The organism is Synechococcus sp. RSCCF101, from assembly GCF_008807075.1.
In the GTDB taxonomy this organism is placed as follows: domain Bacteria; phylum Cyanobacteriota; class Cyanobacteriia; order PCC-6307; family Cyanobiaceae; genus RSCCF101.
Map to the genome: position 1 here is coordinate 2319249 of NZ_CP035632.1, position 23509 is coordinate 2342757.

22 protein-coding genes are annotated in these 23509 nt (G+C 71.6%); 10 read left to right on the plus strand and 12 right to left on the minus strand.

Annotated features, from left to right (window positions below; genetic code table 11):
- Positions 1 to 14 precede the first annotated feature (14 nt).
- From EVJ50_RS11335 to EVJ50_RS11340, 3 genes are all read left to right on the plus strand, one after another.
- On the plus strand, positions 15 to 2846 hold the full coding sequence (locus EVJ50_RS11335) for a valine--tRNA ligase (RefSeq protein WP_191964756.1): 2832 nt from the start codon (positions 15 to 17) through the stop codon (positions 2844 to 2846).
- A 77-nt stretch (positions 2847 to 2923) separates the two neighbouring features.
- On the plus strand, positions 2924 to 3073 hold the full coding sequence (locus tag EVJ50_RS14700; RefSeq protein ID WP_191964757.1) for a hypothetical protein: 150 nt from the start codon (positions 2924 to 2926) through the stop codon (positions 3071 to 3073).
- A 42-nt stretch (positions 3074 to 3115) separates the two neighbouring features.
- Complete coding sequence (locus EVJ50_RS11340) at positions 3116 to 3448, plus strand: hypothetical protein (protein WP_150884057.1); 333 nt, start codon at positions 3116 to 3118, stop codon at positions 3446 to 3448.
- Here the strand turns inward: EVJ50_RS11340 and ligA are convergent.
- Together ligA and EVJ50_RS11350 are read right to left on the minus strand one after the other, a co-directional pair.
- Positions 3402 to 5558 (minus strand): NAD-dependent DNA ligase LigA, encoded by a 2157-nt coding sequence (gene ligA, locus EVJ50_RS11345; RefSeq protein ID WP_150884058.1) that lies wholly within the window; start codon positions 5556 to 5558, stop codon positions 3402 to 3404. The genes EVJ50_RS11340 and ligA overlap by 47 nt on opposite strands.
- 4 nt (positions 5559 to 5562) lie before the next feature.
- A complete protein-coding gene (locus tag EVJ50_RS11350) occupies positions 5563 to 5982 on the minus strand; it encodes a hypothetical protein (RefSeq protein ID WP_150884059.1) in 420 nt (139 codons plus the stop codon).
- Between the two features lie 86 nt (positions 5983 to 6068).
- Between EVJ50_RS11350 and EVJ50_RS11355 the strand changes: the two genes are divergently transcribed.
- The 3 genes from EVJ50_RS11355 (at position 6069) to EVJ50_RS11365 (ending at position 7870) form a co-directional block, all read left to right on the plus strand.
- Positions 6069 to 6656: a SprT family zinc-dependent metalloprotease gene (locus EVJ50_RS11355; protein ID WP_150884060.1), complete on the plus strand. Its 588-nt coding sequence runs from the start codon at positions 6069 to 6071 to the stop codon at positions 6654 to 6656.
- A 122-nt stretch (positions 6657 to 6778) separates the two neighbouring features.
- Complete coding sequence (locus tag EVJ50_RS11360; protein WP_150884061.1) at positions 6779 to 7267, plus strand: RNA helicase; 489 nt, start codon at positions 6779 to 6781, stop codon at positions 7265 to 7267.
- Positions 7268 to 7348: 81 nt separating this feature from the next.
- The gene (locus EVJ50_RS11365; protein WP_150884062.1) at positions 7349 to 7870 is read left to right on the plus strand and encodes a DUF1269 domain-containing protein; all 522 of its coding nucleotides are present in this window, start codon (positions 7349 to 7351) and stop codon (positions 7868 to 7870) included.
- Positions 7871 to 7892: 22 nt separating this feature from the next.
- On the opposite strand, the gene EVJ50_RS11370 is transcribed toward EVJ50_RS11365, so the two are convergent.
- The 9 genes from EVJ50_RS11370 to EVJ50_RS11410 all read right to left on the minus strand — a co-directional run bounded on the left by EVJ50_RS11370 (position 7893) and on the right by EVJ50_RS11410 (position 16973).
- On the minus strand, positions 7893 to 8363 hold the full coding sequence (locus tag EVJ50_RS11370; RefSeq protein ID WP_150884063.1) for a hypothetical protein: 471 nt from the start codon (positions 8361 to 8363) through the stop codon (positions 7893 to 7895).
- 90 nt (positions 8364 to 8453) lie between these two features.
- Positions 8454 to 9095: a chorismate lyase gene (locus tag EVJ50_RS11375; RefSeq protein WP_191964758.1), complete on the minus strand. Its 642-nt coding sequence runs from the start codon at positions 9093 to 9095 to the stop codon at positions 8454 to 8456.
- A gap of 23 nt (positions 9096 to 9118) precedes the next feature.
- Positions 9119 to 9949 carry a hypothetical protein gene (locus tag EVJ50_RS11380; RefSeq protein WP_150884064.1) on the minus strand — a complete coding sequence of 277 codons (831 nt, stop codon included), beginning with the start codon at positions 9947 to 9949 and terminating at the stop codon, positions 9119 to 9121.
- Between the two features lie 35 nt (positions 9950 to 9984).
- The gene (mnmG, locus tag EVJ50_RS11385; protein WP_150884065.1) at positions 9985 to 11910 is read right to left on the minus strand and encodes a tRNA uridine-5-carboxymethylaminomethyl(34) synthesis enzyme MnmG; all 1926 of its coding nucleotides are present in this window, start codon (positions 11908 to 11910) and stop codon (positions 9985 to 9987) included.
- 21 nt (positions 11911 to 11931) lie between these two features.
- Positions 11932 to 12804: an S-formylglutathione hydrolase gene (fghA, locus tag EVJ50_RS11390; protein WP_191964922.1), complete on the minus strand. Its 873-nt coding sequence runs from the start codon at positions 12802 to 12804 to the stop codon at positions 11932 to 11934.
- 72 nt (positions 12805 to 12876) lie between these two features.
- Positions 12877 to 13989 carry an S-(hydroxymethyl)glutathione dehydrogenase/class III alcohol dehydrogenase gene (locus EVJ50_RS11395; protein WP_150884067.1) on the minus strand — a complete coding sequence of 371 codons (1113 nt, stop codon included), beginning with the start codon at positions 13987 to 13989 and terminating at the stop codon, positions 12877 to 12879.
- Between the two features lie 46 nt (positions 13990 to 14035).
- Positions 14036 to 15451 (minus strand): replicative DNA helicase, encoded by a 1416-nt coding sequence (gene dnaB / locus EVJ50_RS11400; protein WP_150884068.1) that lies wholly within the window; start codon positions 15449 to 15451, stop codon positions 14036 to 14038.
- Positions 15452 to 15479: 28 nt separating this feature from the next.
- Positions 15480 to 15938 (minus strand): 50S ribosomal protein L9, encoded by a 459-nt coding sequence (gene rplI, locus EVJ50_RS11405; RefSeq protein WP_150884069.1) that lies wholly within the window; start codon positions 15936 to 15938, stop codon positions 15480 to 15482.
- A 99-nt stretch (positions 15939 to 16037) separates the two neighbouring features.
- Positions 16038 to 16973, minus strand: a complete 936-nt coding sequence (locus tag EVJ50_RS11410) for a fatty acid desaturase (RefSeq protein WP_150884070.1) — start codon at positions 16971 to 16973, stop codon at positions 16038 to 16040.
- A gap of 100 nt (positions 16974 to 17073) precedes the next feature.
- Between EVJ50_RS11410 and EVJ50_RS11415 the strand changes: the two genes are divergently transcribed.
- Positions 17074 to 17772: a hypothetical protein gene (locus EVJ50_RS11415; protein WP_225322916.1), complete on the plus strand. Its 699-nt coding sequence runs from the start codon at positions 17074 to 17076 to the stop codon at positions 17770 to 17772.
- Positions 17773 to 17781: 9 nt separating this feature from the next.
- Here the strand turns inward: EVJ50_RS11415 and EVJ50_RS11420 are convergent, their stop codons facing one another.
- Positions 17782 to 18717, minus strand: a complete 936-nt coding sequence (locus EVJ50_RS11420) for a fatty acid desaturase (RefSeq protein ID WP_225322917.1) — start codon at positions 18715 to 18717, stop codon at positions 17782 to 17784.
- Between the two features lie 67 nt (positions 18718 to 18784).
- Here EVJ50_RS11420 and EVJ50_RS11425 point away from each other — a divergent pair, with 67 nt between their 5' ends.
- Genes EVJ50_RS11425 through gcvP form a run of 3 tightly spaced genes read left to right on the plus strand, consistent with a single transcriptional unit; the run spans position 18785 to position 23507 of the window.
- The gene (locus EVJ50_RS11425) at positions 18785 to 20068 is read left to right on the plus strand and encodes a methionine gamma-lyase family protein (protein ID WP_150884073.1); all 1284 of its coding nucleotides are present in this window, start codon (positions 18785 to 18787) and stop codon (positions 20066 to 20068) included.
- Positions 20069 to 20111: 43 nt separating this feature from the next.
- Positions 20112 to 20501, plus strand: a complete 390-nt coding sequence (gene gcvH, locus EVJ50_RS11430) for a glycine cleavage system protein GcvH (protein WP_150884074.1) — start codon at positions 20112 to 20114, stop codon at positions 20499 to 20501.
- A gap of 57 nt (positions 20502 to 20558) precedes the next feature.
- Positions 20559 to 23507, plus strand: a complete 2949-nt coding sequence (gene gcvP / locus EVJ50_RS11435) for an aminomethyl-transferring glycine dehydrogenase (protein WP_150884075.1) — start codon at positions 20559 to 20561, stop codon at positions 23505 to 23507.
- The last annotated feature ends 2 nt before the right edge of the window (positions 23508 to 23509 follow it).

Genomic DNA, 23509 nt, shown 5'->3' on the forward strand with positions numbered 1-23509 from the left:
CCGCTGACCCGCCTGTGCCCGAGCCCTCCGTCGCCGCCGCCACGGCCGCGGACGCCCTGCCCAAGACCTACGACCCGGCCGGCACGGAAGCCCGCTGGCAGCGGATCTGGGAGGAGAGCGGTGCCTTCCATGCCGATCCCGAGGCCCCGGGGGAGCCCTTCTGCCTGGTGATCCCGCCGCCGAACGTCACCGGCAGCCTGCACATGGGCCATGGCTTCGAGACGTCGCTGATCGACACCCTGGTGCGCTTCCACCGCCTCCGGGGCCGCAACGTGCTCTGCCTGCCGGGCACCGACCACGCCTCGATCGCGGTGCAGACGATCCTGGAGAAGCAGCTGCGGGCCGAGGGCTCCGACAAGCGCGATCTGGGGCGGGACGCCTTCCTCGAGCGGGCCTGGCAGTGGAAACGGGAGAGCGGTGGCCGCATCGTTTCCCAGCTGCGTCGGCTTGGCTACTCGGTCGACTGGAGCCGTGAGCGCTTCACGATGGACGAGGGGCTCAGCCGGGCGGTGAGCGAGGCCTTCGTGCGCCTGCATGAGCAGGGGCTGATCTACCGCGGCGAGTACCTGGTCAACTGGTGCCCCGCCTCCGGCTCGGCCGTGAGCGATCTCGAGGTGGAGATGAAGGAGGTGGATGGGCACCTCTGGCATTTCCGCTATCCCCTCAGCGGCGCTGAGGACGGTGCCGCCGATGGCCAACCCACCCATCTGGAGGTGGCCACCACCCGGCCCGAAACGATGCTGGGGGATGTGGCGGTGGCCGTGAACCCCGCCGACGAGCGCTACCGCCATCTGGTGGGCCGCACCCTGGTGCTGCCGCTGGTGGGGCGCGAGATCCCGGTGATCGCGGACGATCACGTGGAGGCGGGCTTCGGAACGGGCTGCGTGAAGGTGACCCCGGCCCACGACCCCAACGACTACGCGATCGGCCAGCGCCACGGTCTGCCCCAGATCACGGTGATGCGCAAGAACGGCACGATGAACCATCACGCCGGTCGCTTCGAGGGGCTCGATCGCTTCGAGGCGCGTCGTGCCGTGGTGGAGGCCCTCGAGGCGGAGGGCCTGCTGGTGAAGGTGGAACCCCACCGCCACTGCGTGCCCTACTCCGACCGGGGCAAGGTGCCGGTGGAACCCCTGCTTTCCACCCAGTGGTTCGTGCGCACCGAACCGCTCGCCGCCCGCTGCCGCGAGGCCCTGGAGCGGCAGCAGCCCCGATTCGTGCCGGAGCGCTGGCGCAAGGTTTACCTCGACTGGCTCACGGACATCCGCGACTGGTGCATCAGCCGCCAGCTCTGGTGGGGACACCGCATCCCGGCCTGGTTCGTGATCAGCGCGACCGATGGCCGGGTGTGCGACGACACCCCCTTCGTGGTGGCCCGCAGCGAGGCGGAGGCCCGCGCCATCGCCAGCGAGCGCCACGGTCCGGATGTGGTGCTGGAGCAGGACGAGGACGTGCTCGACACCTGGTTCTCGAGCGGCCTCTGGCCCTTCTCCACCCTGGGCTGGCCCGATGCCGGCAGCGCCGATCTGCAGCGCTGGTACCCCACCACCACCCTGGTGACGGGTTTCGACATCATCTTCTTCTGGGTGGCCCGCATGACGATGATGGCCGCCGCCATGGATCCCGGCGGCGCCGGCGAGCCCTGGATTCCCTTCCGGGATGTGGCCATTCACGGCCTGGTGCGGGATGAGCAGAACCGCAAGATGAGCAAGAGCGCCGGCAACGGCATCGATCCGCTGCTGCTGGTGGACCGCTACGGCGCCGATGCCCTGCGCTTCGCCCTGGTGCGGGAGGTGGCCGGTGCCGGCCAGGACGTGCGCCTCGACTACGACCGCGCCAGCGGGGCCTCCGCCACCGTGGAGAGCGCCCGCAACTTCGCCAACAAGCTCTGGAACGCCACCCGCTTCGCCCTGATGAACCTGGGTGGGGAGACGCCGGCCAGCCTCGGCCGCCCCGACCCGGCGCACCTGACCCTGGCGGACCGCTGGATTCTCTCCCGGCTGGCGCGGGTCAATGCCGGCACCGCCGAGCGCTTCGCGGCCTACGGCCTCGGTGAAGCGGCCAAGGGGCTCTACGAGTTCGCCTGGAACGAGGTCTGCGACTGGTATCTGGAGCTGAGCAAGCGTCGCCTCAATCCAGCGGCGGAGCTGCGGGGCGAGGCGGCACAGCGGGCCGCGACCGATCAGCGCACCGCCCGGCAGGTGCTCGCGCTGGTGCTGGAGCAGCTGCTGCTGATGCTGCATCCGCTGATGCCCCATCTGACCGAGGAGCTCTGGCATGGCCTCAGCGGCGCCGCTGATGACCGGCTCCTCGCCCTGCAGCGCTGGCCCGAGCCCGATGCCGCCGCCATGGATGCGGGGCTGGAGGCCCGCTTCGCCGAGCTGATCGCCGCCATCCGGGTGGTGCGCAACCTGCGGGCCCTGGCGGGCCTGAAGCCCTCCCAGCCCGCTCCGGTGCTCTTCATCACCGGCCGGCCCGAGCTGGCGGACGTGCTGATGCGCGCCGAGGTGGACATCGCCCTGCTCACCCGCGCGCCCTCGGTGCAGGTGATGGATCCGGCCGTGGCCAGAGCGCGCCCGGCCAGCCGGGCCCTGGCCGGCGTCAGCGGAGAGCTGCAGGTGGTGCTGCCGCTTGAGGGTTTGGTGGATCTGGCGGCCCTGAGCAGCCGCCTGGAGAAGGACCTGGCCCGGGCGGAGAAGGAGATCGCCCAGCTCTCCGGCCGGCTGGCCAATCCGAAGTTCGTCGACCGGGCGCCGGAGGCCGTGGTGGCCGACTGCCGCGCCAGCCTGGCCGAAGCCGAGACCCAGGCCCAGCTCGCCCGCGAACGGCTGAGCGGACTGAGCTGATCCACCGACCCGGCGACCGGCTGCGGGTCTGCAGCGGCAGTGAGGAGGGTGGCGTCGCCGCCAGCGCTGTGCTGCTCGTGGCGGCTGATGGCGGACCGCTGGAACGCCGGATCGTGCCCGAGGCCGTGCGCCATGCGAAGGGGTTCACGGGCCTTCAGGTCGCCCTGGACCTGGCTGAGCTGAACCGCTGCTTCCGCTGGATCGACGGGGCGGAGGCGGAGGGCTGAGCCTGCCTACGCTTGGACTGCCATCCGACGTGGACAGGTCCAGTGGCGGTGCTTCTGGGGCTGGCCCTGAGCTGGGTGGCGTTGATCCTGGCCTACTACTACCGGCCGGGGGCTGATCCGGCCGATCGCGAAGGGGGGGCGCAGCCGCTGCTGTGGTGCCTGCTGCCGCTGATCGTTGTTCTGGCGGTGATCGGCGCGCTCCTGATCAGTGGCTGGCTGACGGCCGTTCTGGTGCCCGATGCGGATTCACCGCTGGCGCTTCTGCTCCGCTCACTGCTGCTGGTGCTGGCGGTGGCCGTTGAAGGCCAGCTGGTGCGCTGGGCCTTTCTCAGGCTGCGCCGGCGTCTGCTGCGTCCTCACCGGCGCCTTCGCTGAGTGCACCGGAGAGGAGGGCCTGCAGCTGGGCCTGATCGATCACGGTCACTCCCAGCTCGCGGGCTTTGGCCAGCTTTCCTCCCGCTTCATCGCCGGCCACCACCAGGCTGGTGCGCCGGCTCACCGAGCCGGTGACCCGGCCGCCGGCCGCCTCGATCAGGTCGCGGGCCTGCTCCCGGCTCATGTCGGGCAGCGTGCCGGTGAGCACCACGCTCTTGCCGGCCAGAGGTGAGCTCGCCGGCACGGCCTCGCCCGGGTCGCCTGAAGCCCGCTCGTTGCCGGAGCTGCCGGCCAGAGGCAGGCCCAGGCCGGCCAAGTCCCGCAGCAGCGCCTGGTTGGCCGGGGTGGCGAACCACTGCTGCAGGCTCTGGACGATCTCATCGCCGATGCCGTGCACGGCGGTGACCGTCTCCGGGGCCTCCTGAGCGGCCGCGGCGAGCTCGGCGACGCCCGGGAAAGCCGAGGCCAGGGCGCGGGCGTTGACCTGGCCCACGTGATGGATGCCAAGCCCGTGCAGCAGCCGCGACCAGGGTCGTTGGCGCGAGGCCTCGAGCGCCGCCATCAGGTTCGCGGCCGACTTCTCCCCCATGCGCTCGAGGCTGGCCAGCAGCGCGGCATCGAGCCGGTAGAGATCGGCGATGGAGCGCACCAGGCGCTTGTCCACCAACTGCTCGATCAGGCGGCTGCCGAGCCCGTCCACATCGAGTGCCGCCTTGCTCACCCAGTGGCGCAGGCTGCCCCGCAGGATCGCCGGACAGCTGCTGTTCACGCAGCGGGTGGCGGCCTCCCCGTCTTCCCGCACCAGGGGGGAGCCGCAGACCGGGCATGCGCTCGGCAGGCTCAGCGGTACCGCTCCTTCGGGCCGGAGCTCCGGCAGCACCCGCACCACCTCCGGGATGATCTCGCCGGCCTTGCGCACCACGATCGTGTCGCTGGTGTGCAGATCCAGCTCCGCCAGACGATCGGCGTTGTGGAGGGTGGCCCGGCTGACGCTCGTGCCGGCCAGGGCCACCGCCTCGAACTCGGCCACGGGGGTGACCACGCCAGTGCGGCCCACCTGACTGGTCAGCCGGATCAGGCGGCTGGGCGCTTCCTCGGCCGGGTACTTGAGCGCGATCGCCCAGCGCGGGGCCTTCTGGGTGAAGCCCGCCCGCTCCTGCAGGGCCAGGTCGTCGAGCTTCACCACCACGCCGTCGGTGGCGTAGGGCAGGCCGTGGCGCCGCTCTGACCACTCCTCCACGAAGGCCTCCACCGCGCTCAGGTCCGGGCAGCGGCGGGCATTCGGATTCACCCGGAAGCCGGCCTGCCGCAGCCAGTCCAGGGCCTGCCACTGGCTGGCGGGCGCCTGCGCTGCATCGGGCGGCAGGTGCAGGGTGTAAGCGAAGAAATCCAGGCGGCGGCGGGCCACCACAGCCGGATCCAGCTGCCGCAGGGTGCCGGCGCAGGCGTTGCGCGGGTTGGCGAAGGCGGGCTCCCCGGCGGCGACCCGCTCCCGGTTGATGGCCTCGAAGGTGGCCGACGGGATGAACGCCTCACCGCGCACCTCCACCCAGGCCGGCGGCCGCTCCAGCTGCAGCCGCAGCGGCACCGTGCGGATGGTGCGCACATTGGCGGTGATCTCCTCGCCCCGGCTGCCGTCCCCGCGTGTCGCGGCCCGCACCAGCACACCGTCCTCGTAGCTCAGGGCCAGGGCGTTGCCGTCGATCTTCAGTTCGCTGACCAGGGCCTGTTCGGTCTGCCCCTGCGGTGCCGTTTCAGGGGACTCGGTGGCTCCGGCGGTCCGCGCCTTCTCCAGCACCCGCTGCAGCCGCTCGTGCCAGGCCCTCAGTTCCCCCAGGTCGAAGGCGTTGTCGAGGCTGAGCAGGCCGATGCGATGGGCCACGCTCTCGAAGCGGCTGGCGGGAGCCCCCCCCACCCGCAGGGTCGGGCTGTCCGGCCGGTGCAGCTCCGGATGCTCCCGCTCGAGCTGCTCGAGTTCCCGCAGGAGACGGTCGTAGACCGCGTCCTCCATCACGGGTGCGTCCAGCACGTAATAGGCGTGGGCCGCCCGGGTGATCAGGGGGCGCAGCTCGGCGGCCCGGGCCGCCGCCGCCGCTGGGGCCTGTGCCATGCCCTCAGGCGGCCACCCGGGTGATGCGCTCCACCTTCCACTGGTCGTCGACCTTGGTGAAGGTGAAATCCAGGGGCAGCTCGTCCTTGTTCTCGGCCTTGAGCTTCACGGTGAGGATCACGTTGCCCTCCTGGATGCGGGGCCGGCCGGACTTGAGGTTGCGGTAGCGGTTGAGCTGCAGGCCGGCCAGGAAACGGATGAACTGCTGCCGGTTCACATGCACCCGGTAGTTCTTTGTGGTGAGCAGGTAGGCCGCATCGATGCGGCCGGAGGCCACCTGGGTGAAGAACTGCTTGATCAGGGGGTTGATGCCGCGGGCGCTCAGCACCAGCTTCACGGCATTGACCGTCCAGTAGAGGAGGAGCGTGCCGGCGCCGGCGAGCAGCGCCTTGGTGCCGATGTCCCTGACCAGGGCCGTGTCCATGGCGTTGGGCGGAAGGGGAAGGATGGGCGAGTCTGACGGACCGCTGGCCCCTGCCGGCAGACTGAGCCGGCCGAGCTGCCGATGGCATGCCGCTGGAGCCGCTACCGCCCCTGTTCCATCGCCTGAACCGGGAGCATTTCGACGGCTCGCTGCTGCACCGGGGATCACCGCTGGTGAGCCTGCGCTGGAGCGACGGCCGCATGACCCGCACCGCCGGCTTCTACAAGCGCGGCCGGGGCCGCGACGGCGGGGATCTGTGCGAGATCGTGCTGTCGCGCCCCCTGCTGGAGCCCCTGCCGCGGGAGGCCCTGCTGTCCACCCTCTGCCACGAGATGATCCACGCCTGGGTGGACCGGGTGCTCGGCCTCAGGGAGGCCCACGGCCCCCGCTTCTGCGCCCGCATGGAGGCCATCAACGCCGCCCAGTCGGATTTCCGGGTGAGCGTGCGCCACCGCTATCCGCTGCCGGCCGCATCGGTGCGCTGGCAGGCCCGCTGCCCTCAGTGCGGACGCACCACGCCCTACCGGCGTCGGGTCAGCCAGGCGGCCTGCCGGCCCTGCTGCGAGCGTCTGCACAGCGGCCGCTGGCATGCCAGCTGTCTGCTGGTGTTCGAACCGGCCGCGGTGACCGACCCGGAGAGAGCCCCCGAGACGGTCCGGGAGACCGCCTCGTGAGCGACGCCGTCACCGCCGGCAGCTGCTTTCTCTGGACCCTCGAGCTGGCCGGTGTGGCGATCGCCGTGCTGGGCCTCCGGCGCGAGCGCTGGCTGAGGAGCCGGCGCCGGTAGGGTCGGGCCATGGATCGATTCGATGCCGCCCGGGGGGGCCGCCGCCTCGACCGTGCCCGCAGCGAGGGCCGCCGCGCCGCTGACGGTCTGGCCCGCATGGGGCGCTGGATGGGGGATCGACTCGACTGGCTGCTCGAGGATGAGGACGACTGGCAGGAGCCCTGGCAGCAGCAGGACCCGCCGGCCGTCCGCTCTCCGGCGCCGCCGGAGCCCGGCGGCCGCCGCCGGCTGGAGGCCATCTCCCGCCGTCAGCCCAGGGCCAGGGCAGAGGCCCCAGCCCCTGTTCGGGAGCCGCGACCGACGCCTCCCGCAGGACCGGACGACTGGCCGGATGAGGACGCGTTTCGCATTGCCCGCTGGAGCCGGGATGCGGAGCCCGTGGAGCCGGCGGCTCCGGCCCCCCGCGGCTCCGACGATCAACCGGACCGACCGGTGCGCCGCCCCGGTCCGGGCCGCCGGCCCATGCCGCGCTCCAGTCGCCGCCGCCAGAGCCCCTGAGCTGCGGCCCGGCCTCTCCGCCCGCCGCGCCTGACTACGCTTCTGGCCAGACCTTTGACGCGGCATCAGCCGCTCGCAGCGATGAGCAACCTTGTGGTGGTGGGCTTCCCCAAGGCCGAGGAGGCCGAAGCGGTGCGCAAGGAGCTGGTGTCCATCCAGCAGGAGCACCTGATCGCCCTCGAGGACGCGGTGGTCGTCGAGAACGACGCCGACGGACAGGTGCACCTGCGCCAGGCGGTGAACCTCACGGCCGCCGGCGCCCTCGGTGGCGGCTTCTGGGGAACCCTGGTGGGTCTGCTGTTCCTCAACCCCCTTCTGGGCGCCGCGGTGGGTGCCGGCGTCGGCGCGGCTTCCGGCGCCATGAGTGACCTGGGCATCAACGACACCTTCATGCGGGAGCTCGGTGAAACCCTGCCTGCGGGCAGTGCCGCCCTCTGCCTGCTGGTGCGCGATGCCACGCCGGATCGGGTGATCGAGCGCCTGCGCAGCCACGCGCCCCATGCCCGCCTGATCCGTACCAGCCTCAGCCATGTGGATGAGGACCGCCTGCGGGAGATGCTCTCCAAGGCCAGCCAGCAGGCGGAAGCTCTGCGGCTGGCCTGAGGCCGGTCCCCAGGCCTCTGATTCAGTCGGCTCCCGCCGACACGGCTGCCCGGCCGCCACGGTGCAGCCCGCGCCGGCGCACCCGGTAGCTGCAGCCGTCATGCTGCAGCTGGCGGTTCACCGGCTCCACCAGCTCGCTGGGCACGTCCTCGGCCATCTGATCGGCCGAGAGGGAGATCGAGGGGGAGCCGTGCACCAGGGCTTCCAGCAGATCGGCCCACTGCCGCACCCGCTCGGCCAGGCTCACCGGTTGCAGGCCCCGCGCACCGAGCGCCGTGCTGCAGACCTCCCGGTTCCAGAGCTTCGGGCCGGTCGTTCGCCCGCCATGGGAGCGCCGGGCGGCACCGGTGCGGATCGCTTCCGCGCTCGGCGCGCCGCCGCTCAGGCGCAGGCCGGCCTGGCTCAGCTGCTGGGCGCAGGCCCGGCTGGAGAGGCCGAACAGGTGCGCCAGGTCGTCAAGGCTGAGCCAGATGGGCTGAGGTGAGGTGGCCATGGCGATGGGCTGTCCTCACCACAGATTGGGGTTGGAGCGGCGAAGGGCAACCTGTCAAGCCGAAAGCGGGACAAACCGTCATGGCCGTCATCAATCGTCATGAGGAAGTGTTGCCGTCGGCCCCAGCCAACGCTCCAGCGCCGGCGAGAACACCTCGCGGATCACGGTGAGTTCCCGGCCGCCGCGGAAGAAGCGGTAGTGGCGGCTCCAGAAGGGGCCCTCCTGCCCGAAGCCCTCGCTGAGCCAGGGGGCCGTGACCAGGGCCAGCCCGTCCACCTCGCGGAACAGTTCCGCCCGGCGGCTGGTGAGGCTCTTCCAGATCGGCTGGGAGCGATCGCGCAGGTGGTGCTCGGCGGCATCCCGGTTCCACCAGCTCTCGGCCCAGGCCAGGCGCCGCTCGCCGCAGCGCAGCCACACCTGGCGCCGCAGCAGCGGACCAGCCAGCTCTGCCACTTCGGGCGGGCGCTCCCGATTCGCGCCATCTGCCCTATCGCCCCCTTCCGTTGACGCCTCCAGGGCCGGTTCGGGCGCCATGGCGATCAGCTCGATGCTGACCGGATCGCCGGTCAGCAGCTGGAAGTGGCGGGTGGGGCTGCCGTCGCCCAGCAGCAGCAGGCGCCAGGCGCCGCTGAGGTGCTGGCCGGCTCTGGCCTCGAGCACATCGCTGAAGGGGGCCTGCCAGAGCGGCGTGGGGGAGGGCAGCAGGGACGGCAGGGTGGCCTCGGCCGCCATCGGCTCACATGCGGCCGTTCACCCTAGAAACCGCTGATGCTGACGCGCTGCTGAACACCGCCCTGCTCCAGCACCGCCTCGTCGTTGCCGGCGGCCACCAGCCGCCAGCCACTGGCCCCGATCACTTCGCCCACGCCGGCGCTGGTGGAAGTTCCCCCCACCTGGAAGATGGCCGAGGCGCCGTTGGGGGATTCCACCAGGCCCACCAGTTCCGGCAGGGGCGGCAGGGCCGCGGCGGGTGCGGCGACCGCGACCGCCTGCTGGGGCGCTGGTGCCGGCAGCGTGCCCTGCAGAGGCACCGGCAGCGGCGCGATCTCCTGCATCCAGGCTTCCTCCGGTGGCGGCGGCGGCAGCGCTGCGGCCGCATTCACCCCAGCCACCGCCGGAGCGGCGGCGACGGCCGGGTTGGCGGCGGCCACGGCCGCCGTGGGCTGGGTCGCCGGTGCGGCAGGGGTGCCGGCGGCGGCGGGTTCGGCCGGCCGGAGCTGGCGCATGCGCTCCAGCACGAGCATGGTGCGCTGCTGGCGCAGGTCGGCCTGGGCGGCGCGCCAGCCGCTCCAGCCCATCAGGGCGGCGATGCCGGCCGCGCCGGTGACCAGGGCCAGGCCCCCAACCAGCAGCTGGCGACGGGTCTGATCGCGCTGGCCGGCGGCCCGGCGGGTCTCCAGCCGGGTGACCCGGCTGGAGCGATGCGGCGGCGCTGCGCTCTCCGGTGCCGGAGCGGGCCGCTGCAGCACGGGTTCCGGGGCCGGATGAAGCGGCACATCGATGGCCTCCTCCTGCTCCTCGAACACCCGGTCGAGCACCTGCTCGGCCTTGAGTTCCCAGTAGGCGCGGGAGGTTGGAGTGTGCACCGCGATGCGTCCTGCCTGAGACGGTCGCGCGGATCTTATCGGTCCCGGCCGCTGCTGACGAGCGTTCGGCGTCGCTCGAGCTCCAGCCACAGCAGCAGGGCGCTCACGTCGGCCCGGCTCACGCCGGGGATCCGGCTGGCCTGCCCGAGGGTGAGGGGCTGCACGGCCGCGAGCTTCTCGCGCGCCTCGAGCGAGAGGCTGTCGATCGAGGCATAGGGCACGTCCTCGGGGATCGGCCGGTGCTCCTGGCGGCGGACGCGGGCGATCTGGGCCTCCTGGCGAGCCAGGTAGCCGCTGTATTTGATGTCGATCTCGGCGGCTTCGCAGACGTCGGCTCCCAGCTCCGCCTCCATCAGTCCGTGCTCGACCAGATCGCTGTGGTGCAGGGCCGGGCGCCGCAGCAGATCCGCCAGGGTGATCGAGCCCTTGATCGCCGCGCCGGACCGCTCCGCCAGGGCCGCGCCGGCGGTATCGCCGGCCCTGAGGCGGCTGGTCTCCAGCCGCTGGATCTCCCGCTCGATCGCCTCCTGCTTGCGCTGGAACAGATCCCAGCGGCGCTGATCGATCAGACCCAGCTCACGGGCGAGCGGTGTCAGGCGGCGGTCGGCGTTGTCGCCCCGCAGCACCAGCCGGTACTCGCTGCGGCTGGTCAGCACCCGGTAGGGCTCGCGCAGATCCCGGCTCACCAGATCGTCGATCATCGTGCCGATGTAGCTGCCCTCGCGCGGGAAGTGCACCGGGTCCTGCTGCCCCAGCCGTCGGGCGGCGTTGAGGCCCGCCACCAGGCCCTGGGCCGCCGCCTCCTCGTAGCCGGTGGTGCCGTTGAGCTGGCCGGCGCAGAAGAGTCCCTGCACCCGCTTGCTCTCCAGGCTCGGCCAGAGCTGGGTCGCCGGCACGTAGTCGTAGTCCACCGCGTAGGCGGGCCGGAGCATCACGCATTGCTCCAGCCCCGGCAGGGTGCGCAAGAGCTCCAGCTGCAGCCGCTCCGGCAGCCCCGTGGAGAAGCCCTGCACGTAGAGCTCGGGCGTGTCGCGCCCTTCCGGCTCCAGAAAGATCTGGTGGGAGGGCTTGTCCGCGAAGCGGACGATCTTGTCCTCGATCGAGGGGCAGTAGCGCGGCCCCGTGCTGTCGACCACACCGCCGTAGATCGGGGTGAGGTGGAGGTTGTCGCGGATCAGCCGGTGCGTGGCCTCGGTGGTGCGGGTGATGTGGCAGCTCATCTGCTCGCCGCTCACCCAGGCCGTGGGATCGAAGGAGAAGAAGCGATCGGCGGCGTCGCTGGGCTGCTCCTCGAGCGCATCGAGGGCGACGCTGCGCCGGTCCACCCGGGCCGGGGTGCCGGTCTTGAGGCGCTCGGTGTGGATGCCCAGGGCATGCAGGGCTTCGGTGAGGCCCTGGGAGGGTGCCTCGCCGGCCCGGCCGGCCGCCATCGACTGCAGGCCCACCCAGATGCGGCCGTTGAGGAAGGTGCCGGTGGTGAGGATCACGGCCCCGGCGCCGTAGCGGCCCCCGAAGTAGGTGCCCACCCCCTCGATGCGGGCCGTTCCCGCATCGGCGTCCCCCGCCACCAGCAGCTCGGTCACCATCGCCTCCCGCAGGGCCAGGTTCGGGGTGTGCTGCAGCAGCTGCAGCATCTGACGGGCGTAGAGACGCTTGTCGGTCTGGGCGCGCAGGGCCCGCACCGCCGGGCCGCGGCTGGCGTTGAGCACCCGTTTCTGCAGGGCCGTGGCGTCGGCCAGGCGGCCGATCACCCCGCCCATGGCATCGACTTCGTGCACCAGCTGGCTCTTGGCCGGCCCGCCCACCGCCGGGTTGCAGGGCTGCCAGGCGATGCGGTCGAGGTTGAGGGTGAACAGGGCGGTGGAGAGGCCGAGCCGCGCTGCCGTGAGGGCCGCCTCGCAGCCTGCATGACCGCCTCCGACGACGATCAGATCGAAGCGTTCGGTGCAGTCCTGAGCCATCGGGTCAATGTATGGCTCGGCTCAGGGCAGTGGCTGGTTCAGCAGCGCCCGGGCGTGATGGTGGAGATGGTCGTCGATGAAGCTGGCGATGAAGAAGTAGCTGTGGTCGTAGCCGGGCTGCCGGCGGAGCTCCAGGGGCTGGCCGGCTGCGGCCGCGGCGGCCTCCAGATCCGCGGGCCGCAGCTGCTCCTCCAGGAAGCCGTCGGCCAGGCCCTGGTCCACCAGCAGCGGCAGCAGGCCGCCATCCGGCCCCGTCGCCCGCTGGCCGTCCTGAAGGAGCGTGCAGGCATCCCAGCCACGCCAGGCCGCCGGATCCGCTCCCAAGTAAGCGCCCAGGGCCTTGCGCCCCCAGGGGCAGGCACCCGGGTGGGCGATCGGGGCGAAGGCGGAGACCGAGGCGTAGCGACCGGGATGGCGGAGGGCGCAGATGAGCGCCCCGTGTCCCCCCATCGAGTGCCCGCTGATTCCCCGCAGCGGCAGCAGTGGCAGCTCCCGCTCCAGCAGCTCCGGCAGCTCCTCTGTCACGTAGCTGTGCATGCGGTAATGGCGGTTCCAGGGCGGGGCGCTGGCATCCACATAGAAGCCCGCTCCCTGGCCCAGATCCCAGCCGCCGTCAGGATCCGTGGGCACCCCCTCGCCGCGTGGGCTGGTGTCCGGTGCCACCACCGCCAGTCCCAGCCGGGCGGCCAGACGCTGCACGCCGGACTTCTGCATCACGTTCTGATCGGTGCAGGTGAGGCCGGAGAGCCAGTACAGGGCTGGAACCCGCTGGCCGTCGAGCGCCGAGGGGGGCAGAAACACCGCCACCACCGTGCTGCCGCTCAGCTCGCGGCTCTCAATCCTGTAGCGGCGGTGCAGGCCGCCGAAGCAGCGGTTCTCCTCCAGCAGCTGCAGCCATGGCGGGGCGCCTGGCGGGCTGGCTGGACGTCTGGAGCCGGGCTCGGGCAGGGGCATGGGGTTGGAGCGTCAGAAATGGATCACCGAGCGGATGCTCTTGCCCTCGTGCATCAGATCGAAAGCGGTGTTGATGTCCTCCAGCCCCATGGTGTGGGTGATGAACACATCGAGTGGAATGCGGCCCTGCATGGCCCAGTCCACATACTCGGGCAGCTGCGAGCGCCCCTTGACCCCGCCGAAGGCGGTGCCGCGCCAGACACGGCCGGTCACCAGCTGGAAGGGCCGGGTGCTGATCTCCTGGCCGGCTCCCGCGACGCCGATGATCGTCGACTCCCCCCAGCCCTTGTGGCACGACTCGAGGGCCGCGCGCATCACCTCCACGTTGCCGATGCACTCGAAGGAGTAGTCCACGCCGCCGTCGGTGAGGGCGATGATCCGCTCCTGGATCGGGCTCTCCTCGTCCCTGGGGTTGAGGCAGTCGGTCGCCCCCAGCTGGCGCGCCACCTCGAATTTGGACGGGTTGATGTCGATGGCGAGGATCCGCTCCGCTCCGGCCATCACCGCCCCGATGATCACGGCCAGGCCGATGCCTCCCAGACCGAATACAGCCACACTGCTGCCTGGCTCCACCCGGGCGGTGTTGCGCACCGCACCGATGCCGGTGGTCACACCGCAGCCCAGCAGGCAGACCTTCTCCAACGGTGCACCGGCAGCGATGCGCGCCAGGGCGATCTCCGGCACCACGGTGTACTCCGAGAAGGTGGAGGTGCCCATGTAGTGGTGGATGCGGCGTCCGTCCCTGGAGAAGCGGCTGCTGCCGTCGGGCATCAGCCCCTTGCCCTGGGTGGCGCGGATCGCCTGGCAGAGGTTGGTCTTGCCGGAGCGGCAGAACTTGCAGCGTCCGCACTCCGGTGTGTACAGCGGGATCACGTGGTCGCCGGGGCGCACGCTGCTCACCCCCTCGCCCACCTCCTGCACCACACCGCCGCCCTCGTGGCCGAGGATCGCGGGAAACAGTCCCTCCGGGTCGGCCCCCGACAGCGTGTAGGCATCCGTGTGGCAGACCCCGGTGGCCACCAGCTTCACCAGCGCTTCCCCTGGTCCCGGCGGCGCCACGTCCACCTCCGTGACCTCCAGGGGGCGGCCCGCTTCCCAGGCCACGGCGGCGCGTGAGCGAATCATCTCGGCGAGTGGAACACGATCCCAGGATCGCGCCGCACCGGCCGGCTCACATCGCCAGGTTGCGGAAGCGGGTGAACTGGGGTTCGAACAGCAGCTTCACCGTTCCCACCGGGCCGTTGCGGTGCTTGGTCACGATCACCTCGGTGATGCCCCGATCGGCCGTTTCGGGGTTGTAGTACTCGTCGCGGTAGATCATCAGCACCAGATCGGCGTCCTGCTCGATCGAACCCGATTCGCGCAGATCGCTGAGCATGGGCCGTTTGTTGGTGCGCGATTCCACGCCCCGGCTGAGCTGGGAGAGGGCCATCACCGGCACGTTCAGCTCCCGGGCCATGCCCTTGAGGCCGCGGGTGATGCGGGAGAGCTCCTGCACCCGGTTGTCGGAGTTGGAGCCCTCCATCAGCTGCAGGTAGTCGATCACCACCAGCCCCAGCTCGCGGCCCTGCTCGGCCATCAGTCGGCGGCAGAGGGAGCGCATCTCGAGCACACCCACATTGGGCTTGTCGTCGAGAAAGAGAGGTAGCTGCCCGAGGGTGTTGATGCCCTGGCCCAGCAGGGGCCATTCCTCCTGCTGCAGTCGGCCCGTGCGCAGCCGCCCGCTCTCGATCCCCACCTCCATCGACAGCAGCCGGTAGGTGAGCTGTTCCTTGCTCATCTCCAGGCTGAAGACGCAGACCGGCAGCTGATGGTGCTGGGCCACGTTGCGGGCGATGTTCAGCACGATCGAGGTCTTCCCCATGGCGGGGCGCCCGGCCACGATGATCAGGTCGCTGCGCTGCAGCCCCTGGGTCATGGCATCGAGGTCGTAGAAGTTGACCGGGATGCCGGCCACCGCCGTGCCGAGGGAGCGGCTCTCGATCTCGTTGAAGGTGCTGGTGAGGATCTCGGCCGTGGGCGTGAGGCCGCTGGTCGGCTTCTCCTGACTGATGGCGAAGATCTGCTGCTCGGCCTCATCGAGCACCTCCTCCATCGGTCGGGCCTGATCGAAGCCCAGCCGGATCACGGCGTTGCCCGACCGGATCAGCTGGCGGCGCAGGAACTTGTCCATCACCAGCCGGGCCACCTGCTCGATCGAGGCGGTGGAGATGGTGCGCTCCACCAGCTCCACAAGGCGGCCGCTCCCGCCCACCTTCTCCAGATGGCCCGTGTCCGCCAGCCAGGCGGTCATGGCGGTGAGATCGGTGGGCTTGCCCTGGCTGTGCAGCATCAGGGCGGTGCGGTAGATCTCGCGGTGCGCCGTGAGATAGAAGGCCTCCGGCCGCAGCTGGTCGGCCACACGGGCGATGGCTTCGGGATCCAGCAGGATGCCCCCCAGAACAGCCTCCTCGGCCTCCAGGTTCTGCGGCGGCATCGACTCGGGCAACGCCTCGAACAGGCGCTCCTCCCGCTGCGGCGCCGGTCTCGGACCCCGCGCGGGAGGAGGTGTGGGCCCCTCGGGCCCTGGTGTGGAGGCGCTCAGCATGACCGCAGGGGAACGCCCGGCCGCCGGATCAGTGGCTCACCACCTCGAGGTTGATCTCGGCGGTGACCTCGGGGTGCAGCTTCACCTGGATCTTGTAGGAGCCGGTCCGGTGGATCTCGGGCACCAGGATGTGGCGGCGGTCCACCTCCTTCTTGGTGGCCGCGGTGATCGCGTCGGCCACATCACCGTTGGTCACCGTGCCGAAGAGCACGTCATCGCCACCGGTCTGCTTCTTGACGGTGAAGCGTCCGATCGTGGTGAGGGCCGTGCGGAAGTCCACGGCGGCCTGGCGCAGCGCTTCCTGGCGCTCGGCCTCCTTGGCGCGGCGGTGCTCCACCTGGCGCATCACCGAGGGGGTCACGGCCAGGGCCTTGCCGGTGGGCAGCAGGTGGTTGCGGGCATAGCCCGGGGCCACCTCCACCAGATCACCCTTCTTGCCGAGGTTGAGCAAGTCCTCGCTGAGGACGACCTGGACACGCTTGGCCATGGGAACGGTTCGAAGGGGTGGGGGGGAATCAGCTGGGGCGGGCGCTGGCGGGAGGCCCCGGTGCATCCGGGCACGCCCCCCGCAGATCAGCCCAACACCTTACCCGGCCGTGCCGGGGGCATCCGCCCAGCCGCCGGGCAGGCGGATGCGGGTCGCCAGGCCGAGCCGGCGCATCAGCCGGATGTGCTGCCAGGTCAGATCAATCTGGCCGGGTTCCAGGCCGTGCCGTGCGGAGTGGGGGTAGGCGTGGTGGTTGTTGTGCCAGCCCTCGCCGAAGGTCAGGGCGGCGACCCATGGGTTGTTGCGGGAGGCGTCACCGCTGCTGTGGGGCGCCTGGCCCCAGCAGTGGGTGGCCGAGTTCACCAGCCAGGTGATGTGATATACGACCATCAGGCGAAGCGGGATGCCCCAGAGCACCAGGGCCCAGCCGCCGGCGCCCGTCACCGTGCCGATGCCGTAGAGGAGCAGGGCGAGGGGCAGCTGCAGCCAGAGGAAGTGAACGTTGAGCCAGCGGTAGTAGGGGTCTTTGGCCAGGTCGCCCGTGAGCCGCGGCACGGCCGCCATGGCCGGGATCTCCTGGAACATCCAGCCCATGTGGCTCCACCAGAAGCCGCGGTGGCTGTTGTGGTGGTCGGCGTCGGTGTCGGAGAACTTGTGGTGGTGGCGGTGCAGGCCCACCCAGTCAATCGGGCCGTGCTGGCAGCTGATGGCCCCGAAGGTGGCGAACACCCGCTCGAGCCAGTGGGGCACCCGGAAGGCGCGGTGGGAGAGCAGGCGGTGATAGCCGATCGTGACCCCCAGGCAGGCGGTGGCCCAGTAGAGGATCAGCAGGCTGAGCACGGCCGGCAGGCTCCAGAAGCGCGGCAGCAGGGCGAAGAGCCCGAGGGCGTGGATCACGACCATGAAGGCCACCGTGCCCCAGCGCACCCCCCGCTCGGCGGAGGGCATCGGCTCGCCGCGGCGGGGGATGTGCAGGGCCTGGGCTCGGCGGTGGGCGGCACTGGCGGCCACTGGTGCCGAGAGGGTTGCCGTCATGGGCATTCCGAATCAGTGATCGGTACAATAGCGATACGGATCAAGATCACGCTTGGGGTATCGAGACGACCTCGTATCAGGGCGCCAGGCCTTCGGGCACATGATCAAGGTCTGGCACGAGCGCAACGCCTGGTCGCACCGGGTGCTGCCGGCCATGGCCGAGCTGCTCGATCTCGGTCGCATCCACAACTCCCAGCTCTCCAATCTGCGCAACGGCAAGCTGGCCGCACCGGGGCCGGAGATCTTTCTCACCCTGGCCCGCCTCAACGCCCTGCTGGCCCAGCGGCCCGCCGGGGCGCCGCTTCCTTCGGCGCTGTGCACGGCGCTGGCGGATGTGCCCGAGCTGCTCGCCGCCGTGGAGGCCTCGGCCCTGCCCCTGCTCGACGGCGGTGGTCAGCCCCTCGGCTGCGGTGACCTGGTGGAGATCTTCGTCGGCCTGAGGCCGCCGCCGCCGGCCTACGACTGGCGCATCGCCGGCGATGCCGAGGCCGCTGAGCTGAGCGCGGCCCTGGCGGATCTGCTCTGCGGCGGCCGGTCCTGGCGGTCCTGCCGGGATGAGGTGATGGCCGCCTTTCCCCGCCGCCGCCGCCAGGACCGCAATGACTTCGCCGCCGTGATGGCCGGACAGGCCGAATACAGCGCCCGCAGCCTCGATGCCCTCCTGCCCGATCTGCAGCGCACCGAGCAGGCTCTTCTCGGGAGCGAGGGGAAGGTCGGGGCAGACGGTGAGGAGAACCCGGGGGAGTTCCTCGAGCGCCTGCGCCGCAGGCTGCCGACGAACGGTTCAGGGCCCTCCTGAACCCGCGCCTCAGCGCCCGGAGCCTGGCATCGGCGCCAGCCGCAGCCGGCGCGCCAGACCCAGGGCGCGCAGCACCCGGATGTGGGCCCAGGTGATGTCGAGCTCGAACCAGCGCAGCCCGTGGCGGGCGCTGGAGGGGTGGGCATGGTGGTTGTTGTGCCAGCCCTCACCGAAGCTCAGCAGGGCCACCCACCAGCAGTTGCGCGAGAGATCGGGCGAATCGAAGTTGCGGTAACCGAAGGCGTGGGTGGCCGAGTTCACAAGCCAGGTGACGTGATACACGAGCACCAGCCGCAGCGGGATGCCCCACAGCACCAGGGCCAGGCCGCCGCCGGGCACGGCCAGGCGCTCGCCCAGGGCGTACAGGGTCAGACCCAGGGGGATCTGGAGCAGCAGGAACCAGCGGTCGAGCCAGCGATAGAAGGGATCGCGCCGCAGGTCGCCGGTGAAGCGGCTCACCTCCCGGAGGGCCGGGATCTCGTGCAGCATCCAGGCGCTGTGGCTCCACCAGAGGCCGCGGCGGGCGTCGTGGTGGTCGTTGACCTGATCGGAGTGAAGGTGGTGATGGCGATGCAGGCCCACCCACTCGATCGGACCGCTCTGGCAGGCCAGGGTGCCCATCAGCACCAGCAGCCGTTCCAGCCAGCGGGGGGCACTGAAGCTGCGGTGGGCCACCAGGCGGTGCAGCCCCAGGGTCACCCCCAGCACCGTGACCCAGTAGAGAACAGCGAGGGTGAGAACGGCCGGCAGGCTCCAGAAGCGGGGCAGCAGGGCCGCCACCGCTCCCACGTGCAGCGCCAGCATGAATCCGGTGGTGCCCGCCTTGAACCGTCGCTGCCGTGGCGGCAGTGGTGGACGGGGCTCCAGCAGACCGCGGCGCAGCTCCGCTGGACGTGGCGCCTGCGGGCGCGACGGGGAGGGGAGCGTGGCGGCGGCAGTGGGCAAGGCGGTGTCCGAAGCGGCGGGGCAGCGCGGCAATCTAGGAGTCCTGTGCGTCGCGGAGTGCGCAGCCATGGCGGCAGCAGGGGGAACGGGGGCGGACTGGCGGGCCTGGGAGGCCTGGGCCAGCGAGCGGGTCCAGGCGGCCGGTGAGGCGATGGCCGGGGCCGCGGCGGCCCGCACCGAGGCGGTGCGCCCCCGTCTGGCCCGCGTGCTGGCGGCCCTGGCGGCGGCGCGTGTGGGGCCGCACCATTTCGCCTCCGTGAGCGGTTACGGCCACGGCGATCAGGGCCGTGAGGTGATCGACCGGGTCTTCGCCGATGTGCTCGGAGCGGAGCGGGCGGCTGTGCGGCTTCAGTTCGTCAGCGGCACCCATGCGATCGCCGCCGCACTGTTCGGGGTGCTGCGCCCCGGCGATCGCATGCTGGCGCTCACCGGCCGGCCCTACGACACCCTCGAGGAGGTGATCGGTCTGCGGGGCAGCGGCCAGGGCTCGCTGGCGGAGTTCGGCGTGACCTACGCCGAGGTACCCCTCGCCCCGGACGGCCGGCCCGACGAGGGCGCGATCGAGACGGCGCTGGCCGAGGAGCCCCGCCTGGTGCTGCTGCAGCGCAGCTGCGGCTACAGCTGGCGCCCCTGCCTGTCGATGGAGGAGATCGAACGCCTGTGCGAGCGGGTGCACCGGCGCTGGCCCGGCTGCGTCTGCTTTGTCGACAACTGCTACGGCGAGTTCGTGGAGGAGCGGGAGCCCACCGCCGCCGGTGCGGACCTGATCGCCGGCTCCCTGATCAAGAACCCCGGCGGCACCCTGGCTCCCACCGGCGGCTACCTGGCCGGCCGGGCCGATCTGGTGGAGCAGGCCTGCTGCCGCCTGACGGCGCCCGGCATCGGCGCCGCCGGCGGCACGGGCTTCGAGGCCCACCGCTGGGTGTTGCAGGGGCTGTTCCTGGCGCCGCAGATGGTGGCCGAGGCCCTCATCGGCGCCGATCTGGTGGCGGCTCTGTTTCAGGGCCTCGGCTACCCGGTGCAGCCGCTGCCCGGCGCCTGGCGCGGTGATCTGATCCAGGCCGTGCGCTTCGGCAGCCCCGAACCGCTGCGGCTGGTCTGCCGCGCCTTCCAGGCCTGCTCGCCGATCGAGGCCTATCTGGATCCCGTGCCGGCCGCTATGCCCGGCTATGCCAGCGATCTGGTGATGGCCGGCGGCACCTTCGTGGATGGCAGCACCAGCGAGTTCTCCGCTGACGCGCCGCTGCGGGAGCCCTACGTGCTGTTCAGCCAGGGGGGGACCCACCGGGCCCACCACCAGCTGGCGCTGATCCGGGCCCTCGCCGCCCTGCGGGCGGCTGAGCTGGTCTGAGGCCGGGGGATCGGCAGACTGGGGATCGTGTGCTCCGGCTCCGATGGCGTTTGACGCTCCCGCCGATTTCCGTTTCGCCGACAGCCATGAATACGTGCGGCCCGATCCGGAGCTGGCCCGCGTGGGGCTGAGCGCCTACGCCGTGGAGCAGCTGGGCGACATCGTCTTCGTGGAGCTGCCCGAGGTGGGAGAGCGCCTCAGCCGCGGCAGCAGCTTCGGCTCGGTGGAATCGGTGAAGGCGGTGGAGGACCTGTTCGCGCCGGTCTCCGGCGTGATCGAGCGCCGCAACGATGCGGTTCTGGCCAGCCCCGAGGAGCTCCAGAACGACCCCCATGGCGAGGGCTGGCTGCTGCAGATCCGGCTGGAAGATCCCGCCGAACTGGAGGGTCTGATGGATCTGGCCGGCTACGCGGCTCGCGTGGACGGCCTCTGAGGGACGGGCCGCGGGCGCCCTCCTTAGCATCCCCGCCGGTGGCATGGTTCGCGGCACATGGCAGAGGGCATCCGGGCTGGTGGTGACGCGTTCGTGGGGCGCCACATCGGCCCCACGGCGGCGGATCAGGACCGGATGCTCCGGGCCATCGGCTTCGAGGACTGGAGCAGCTTCCTCGCCGCCGCCGTGCCCGAATCGATTCTGCTGGAGGCCGATGCGGCGACCGCCGGTCTGCCCGAGGGCTGCGACGAGGGCGAGGCCCTGGCGGATCTGCGCCGCATCGCCGCGCTCAACACGCCGCGCCGCAGCCTGATCGGCCTCGGTTACCACGGCACGATCACGCCGGCCGCCATCCAGCGCCATGTGCTCGAGAACCCCTGCTGGTACACGAGCTACACCCCCTATCAGGCCGAGATCGCCCAGGGACGCCTCGAGGCCCTGCTCAACTTCCAGACCCTGATCAGCGAGCTCACGGGCCTGCCGATCGCCAACGCCTCCCTGCTGGATGAAGGCACCGCCGCCGCCGAGGCGATGGCCCTGAGCCTCTCGGCCTGCACCCGGCGCGAGGCCCGCTGCTTCCTGGTGGACGACCAGGTGCTGCCCCAGACTCTGGAGGTGCTGCGCACCCGGGCCGAGCCTCTGGGCGTGGCGGTGCGCACCGCGTCGGTGGCTGCGCTGGCGGGCAGCGTCGACCTCAGCGATGTCTTCGGCCTGCTGCTGCAGCTGCCCGGTCGCGATGGGGGTCTGCCCGATCCCCGCCCGCTGATCGACCGTCTGCACGGGGCCGGCGCCCTGGTGACCGTGGCCATCGATCCGCTGGCCCAGGTGCTGCTGCAGCCGGTGGGGGAGCTGGGGGCCGACATCGCCATCGGCAGCACCCAGCGCTTCGGGGTGCCGATGGGCTTCGGCGGGCCCCATGCCGCCTTCTTCGCCACCGGCGAGGCCCACAAGCGCCGCATTCCCGGGCGCCTTGTGGGGCGCTCCCGCGACCGGGCCGGTCAGCCCGCCCTGCGGCTGGCCCTGCAGACGCGGGAGCAGCACATCCGCCGCGACCGGGCCACCAGCAACATCTGCACCGCCCAGGTGCTGCTGGCCGTGATGGCGGGCTTCTACGCCGTGCATCACGGCCCCGAGGGCCTCACCGCCATCACCCGCCGGATCCTGACGCTGCGGGAACAGCTGCGCCGCGGGCTGGAGGGGCTGGGCCTGACCCCCGGGAGCGGGCCCGGCTTCGACACCGTCTGCCTGCAGAGCGGCCGGGCGCCCGAGCTGCTGGCGGCCGCGAGTGCGGCGGGCTTCAACCTCAGGGTGCTGCCGCTGGGCGCTCCTCCGCAGCAGGCCACTGGCCTGGCGCTGAGCCTGGATGAGTGCAGCGATGCCGGCGAACTGAAGGGGCTGCTGGCAGCCTTCGCCTCAGCCCTCCCGGCCGCGCCTGCCGAGGTCTCCGCAGGGATCGAGGTGGCCGCGGCGCCCGAGCAGGAGCTCTGGGCCGGGCTGCCCCTGCGGCAGGGGCCCTGGCTGCGTCAGCCGGTGTTCCATGACCACCGCAACGAGAGCACCTTCGTGCGCTATGTGCACCGCCTGGCCGCGCGCGACTTCTCCCTGGTTCAGGGGATGATCCCGCTGGGCAGCTGCACGATGAAGCTCAATGCCGCTGCCGAGCTGGCACCGGTGAGCTGGCCGGAGTTCTCCCAGCTGCACCCCTTCGCACCGGCTGAGCAGAGCCGGGGCTACGCGCGCCTGATCGAGGACCTCGAGCGCTGGCTGGCCGCCCTGACCGGCTTCGCCGCCGTGTCGCTGCAGCCCAATGCCGGATCGCAGGGCGAGTACGCCGGTCTGCTGGTGATCCGCGCCTGGCACCGGCAGCGGGGCGAGGGCCATCGCCGCATCTGCCTGATCCCCACCAGCGCCCACGGCACCAACCCGGCCAGCGCCGTGATGGCGGGCATGCAGGTGGTTCCCGTGGCCTGTGACGACGAAGGCAACGTGGACCTGGAGGATCTGGAGCGCAAGGCCAGCCAGCACGCCGGCGAGCTGGCGGCCGCCATGGTCACCTACCCCTCCACCCACGGCGTGTTCGAACCGGGCATCCGCCGCCTGTGCGAGCTGGTGCACCGGCACGGCGGTCAGGTCTATCTGGACGGGGCCAACCTCAACGCCCAGGTGGGCCTGGCCCATCCCGGGGCCTACGGCGCCGATGTGTGCCACCTCAACCTGCACAAGACCTTCTGCATCCCCCACGGCGGTGGCGGCCCCGGCGTCGGGCCGATCGCCGTGGCCGCGCACCTGGCTCCGTTCCTGCCCGGCCATGGCCTGCGGCCGGGCTGCGGCGGCGAGGAGGCCATCGGTGCGGTGTCGGCGGCTCCCTGGGGCAGCGCCGGCATCCTGCCGATCAGCTGGATGTACATCCGCATGATGGGAGGTGCGGGTCTGCGCCAGGCCAGCGCGGTGGCGCTGCTGTCGGCCAATTACCTGGCCACACGGCTGGATCGCCATTACCCGGTGCTGTTCCGGGGACCCTCCGGCCTGGTGGCCCACGAGTGCATCCTCGATCTGCGGGGGCTGCGCCGCACGGCCGGTCTCGAGGTGGATGATCTGGCCAAGCGTCTGATGGACTACGGCTTCCACGCGCCGACCGTGAGCTGGCCGGTCGCGGGCACCGTGATGGTGGAGCCCACCGAGAGCGAGCCCATCGAGGAGCTCGATCGCTTCTGCGAGGCCATGGCCGCGATCCGTGCCGAGGCCGCCGCCATCGAGAGCGGCGAGGCGGATCCCGAGCGCAACCCCCTGCGCCAGGCCCCCCACACCCTCGCGGCCGTGACGGCCGACACCTGGGAGGAGCCCTACTCGCGCGAGCAGGCCGCCTACCCGATGGCGGGGCTGCGGGAGGCGAAGTTCTGGCCCGCCGTGGCCCGCATCGACAACGCCTACGGCGACCGGCATCTGATCTGCACCTGCCCCTCGCTGGAGGAGCTGGCGGAGCCCGTTCCGGCCCTGGCGCGCTGATC

Bases quoted from the DNA above. Each gene is read 5' to 3' on its own strand.
- gcvP (WP_150884075.1), top strand. From the start codon at position 20,559: ATGGCAGAGGGCATCCGGGCTGGTGGTGACGCGTTCGTGGGGCGCCAC.
- EVJ50_RS11355 (WP_150884060.1), top strand. From the start codon at position 6,069: ATGCCGCTGGAGCCGCTACCGCCCCTGTTCCATCGCCTGAACCGGGAG.
- EVJ50_RS11410 (WP_150884070.1), bottom strand. From the start codon at position 16,973: ATGACGGCAACCCTCTCGGCACCAGTGGCCGCCAGTGCCGCCCACCGC.
- EVJ50_RS11415 (WP_225322916.1), top strand. From the start codon at position 17,074: ATGATCAAGGTCTGGCACGAGCGCAACGCCTGGTCGCACCGGGTGCTG.
- EVJ50_RS11360 (WP_150884061.1), top strand. From the start codon at position 6,779: ATGGATCGATTCGATGCCGCCCGGGGGGGCCGCCGCCTCGACCGTGCC.
- gcvH (WP_150884074.1), top strand. From the start codon at position 20,112: ATGGCGTTTGACGCTCCCGCCGATTTCCGTTTCGCCGACAGCCATGAA.
- EVJ50_RS11365 (WP_150884062.1), top strand. From the start codon at position 7,349: ATGAGCAACCTTGTGGTGGTGGGCTTCCCCAAGGCCGAGGAGGCCGAA.
- EVJ50_RS11375 (WP_191964758.1), bottom strand. From the start codon at position 9,095: ATGGCGGCCGAGGCCACCCTGCCGTCCCTGCTGCCCTCCCCCACGCCG.
- ligA (WP_150884058.1), bottom strand. From the start codon at position 5,558: ATGGCACAGGCCCCAGCGGCGGCGGCGGCCCGGGCCGCCGAGCTGCGC.
- EVJ50_RS11425 (WP_150884073.1), top strand. From the start codon at position 18,785: ATGGCGGCAGCAGGGGGAACGGGGGCGGACTGGCGGGCCTGGGAGGCC.
- dnaB (WP_150884068.1), bottom strand. From the start codon at position 15,451: ATGCTGAGCGCCTCCACACCAGGGCCCGAGGGGCCCACACCTCCTCCC.
- EVJ50_RS11395 (WP_150884067.1), bottom strand. From the start codon at position 13,989: ATGATTCGCTCACGCGCCGCCGTGGCCTGGGAAGCGGGCCGCCCCCTG.
- rplI (WP_150884069.1), bottom strand. From the start codon at position 15,938: ATGGCCAAGCGTGTCCAGGTCGTCCTCAGCGAGGACTTGCTCAACCTC.
- mnmG (WP_150884065.1), bottom strand. From the start codon at position 11,910: ATGGCTCAGGACTGCACCGAACGCTTCGATCTGATCGTCGTCGGAGGC.
- EVJ50_RS11350 (WP_150884059.1), bottom strand. From the start codon at position 5,982: ATGGACACGGCCCTGGTCAGGGACATCGGCACCAAGGCGCTGCTCGCC.
- EVJ50_RS11370 (WP_150884063.1), bottom strand. From the start codon at position 8,363: ATGGCCACCTCACCTCAGCCCATCTGGCTCAGCCTTGACGACCTGGCG.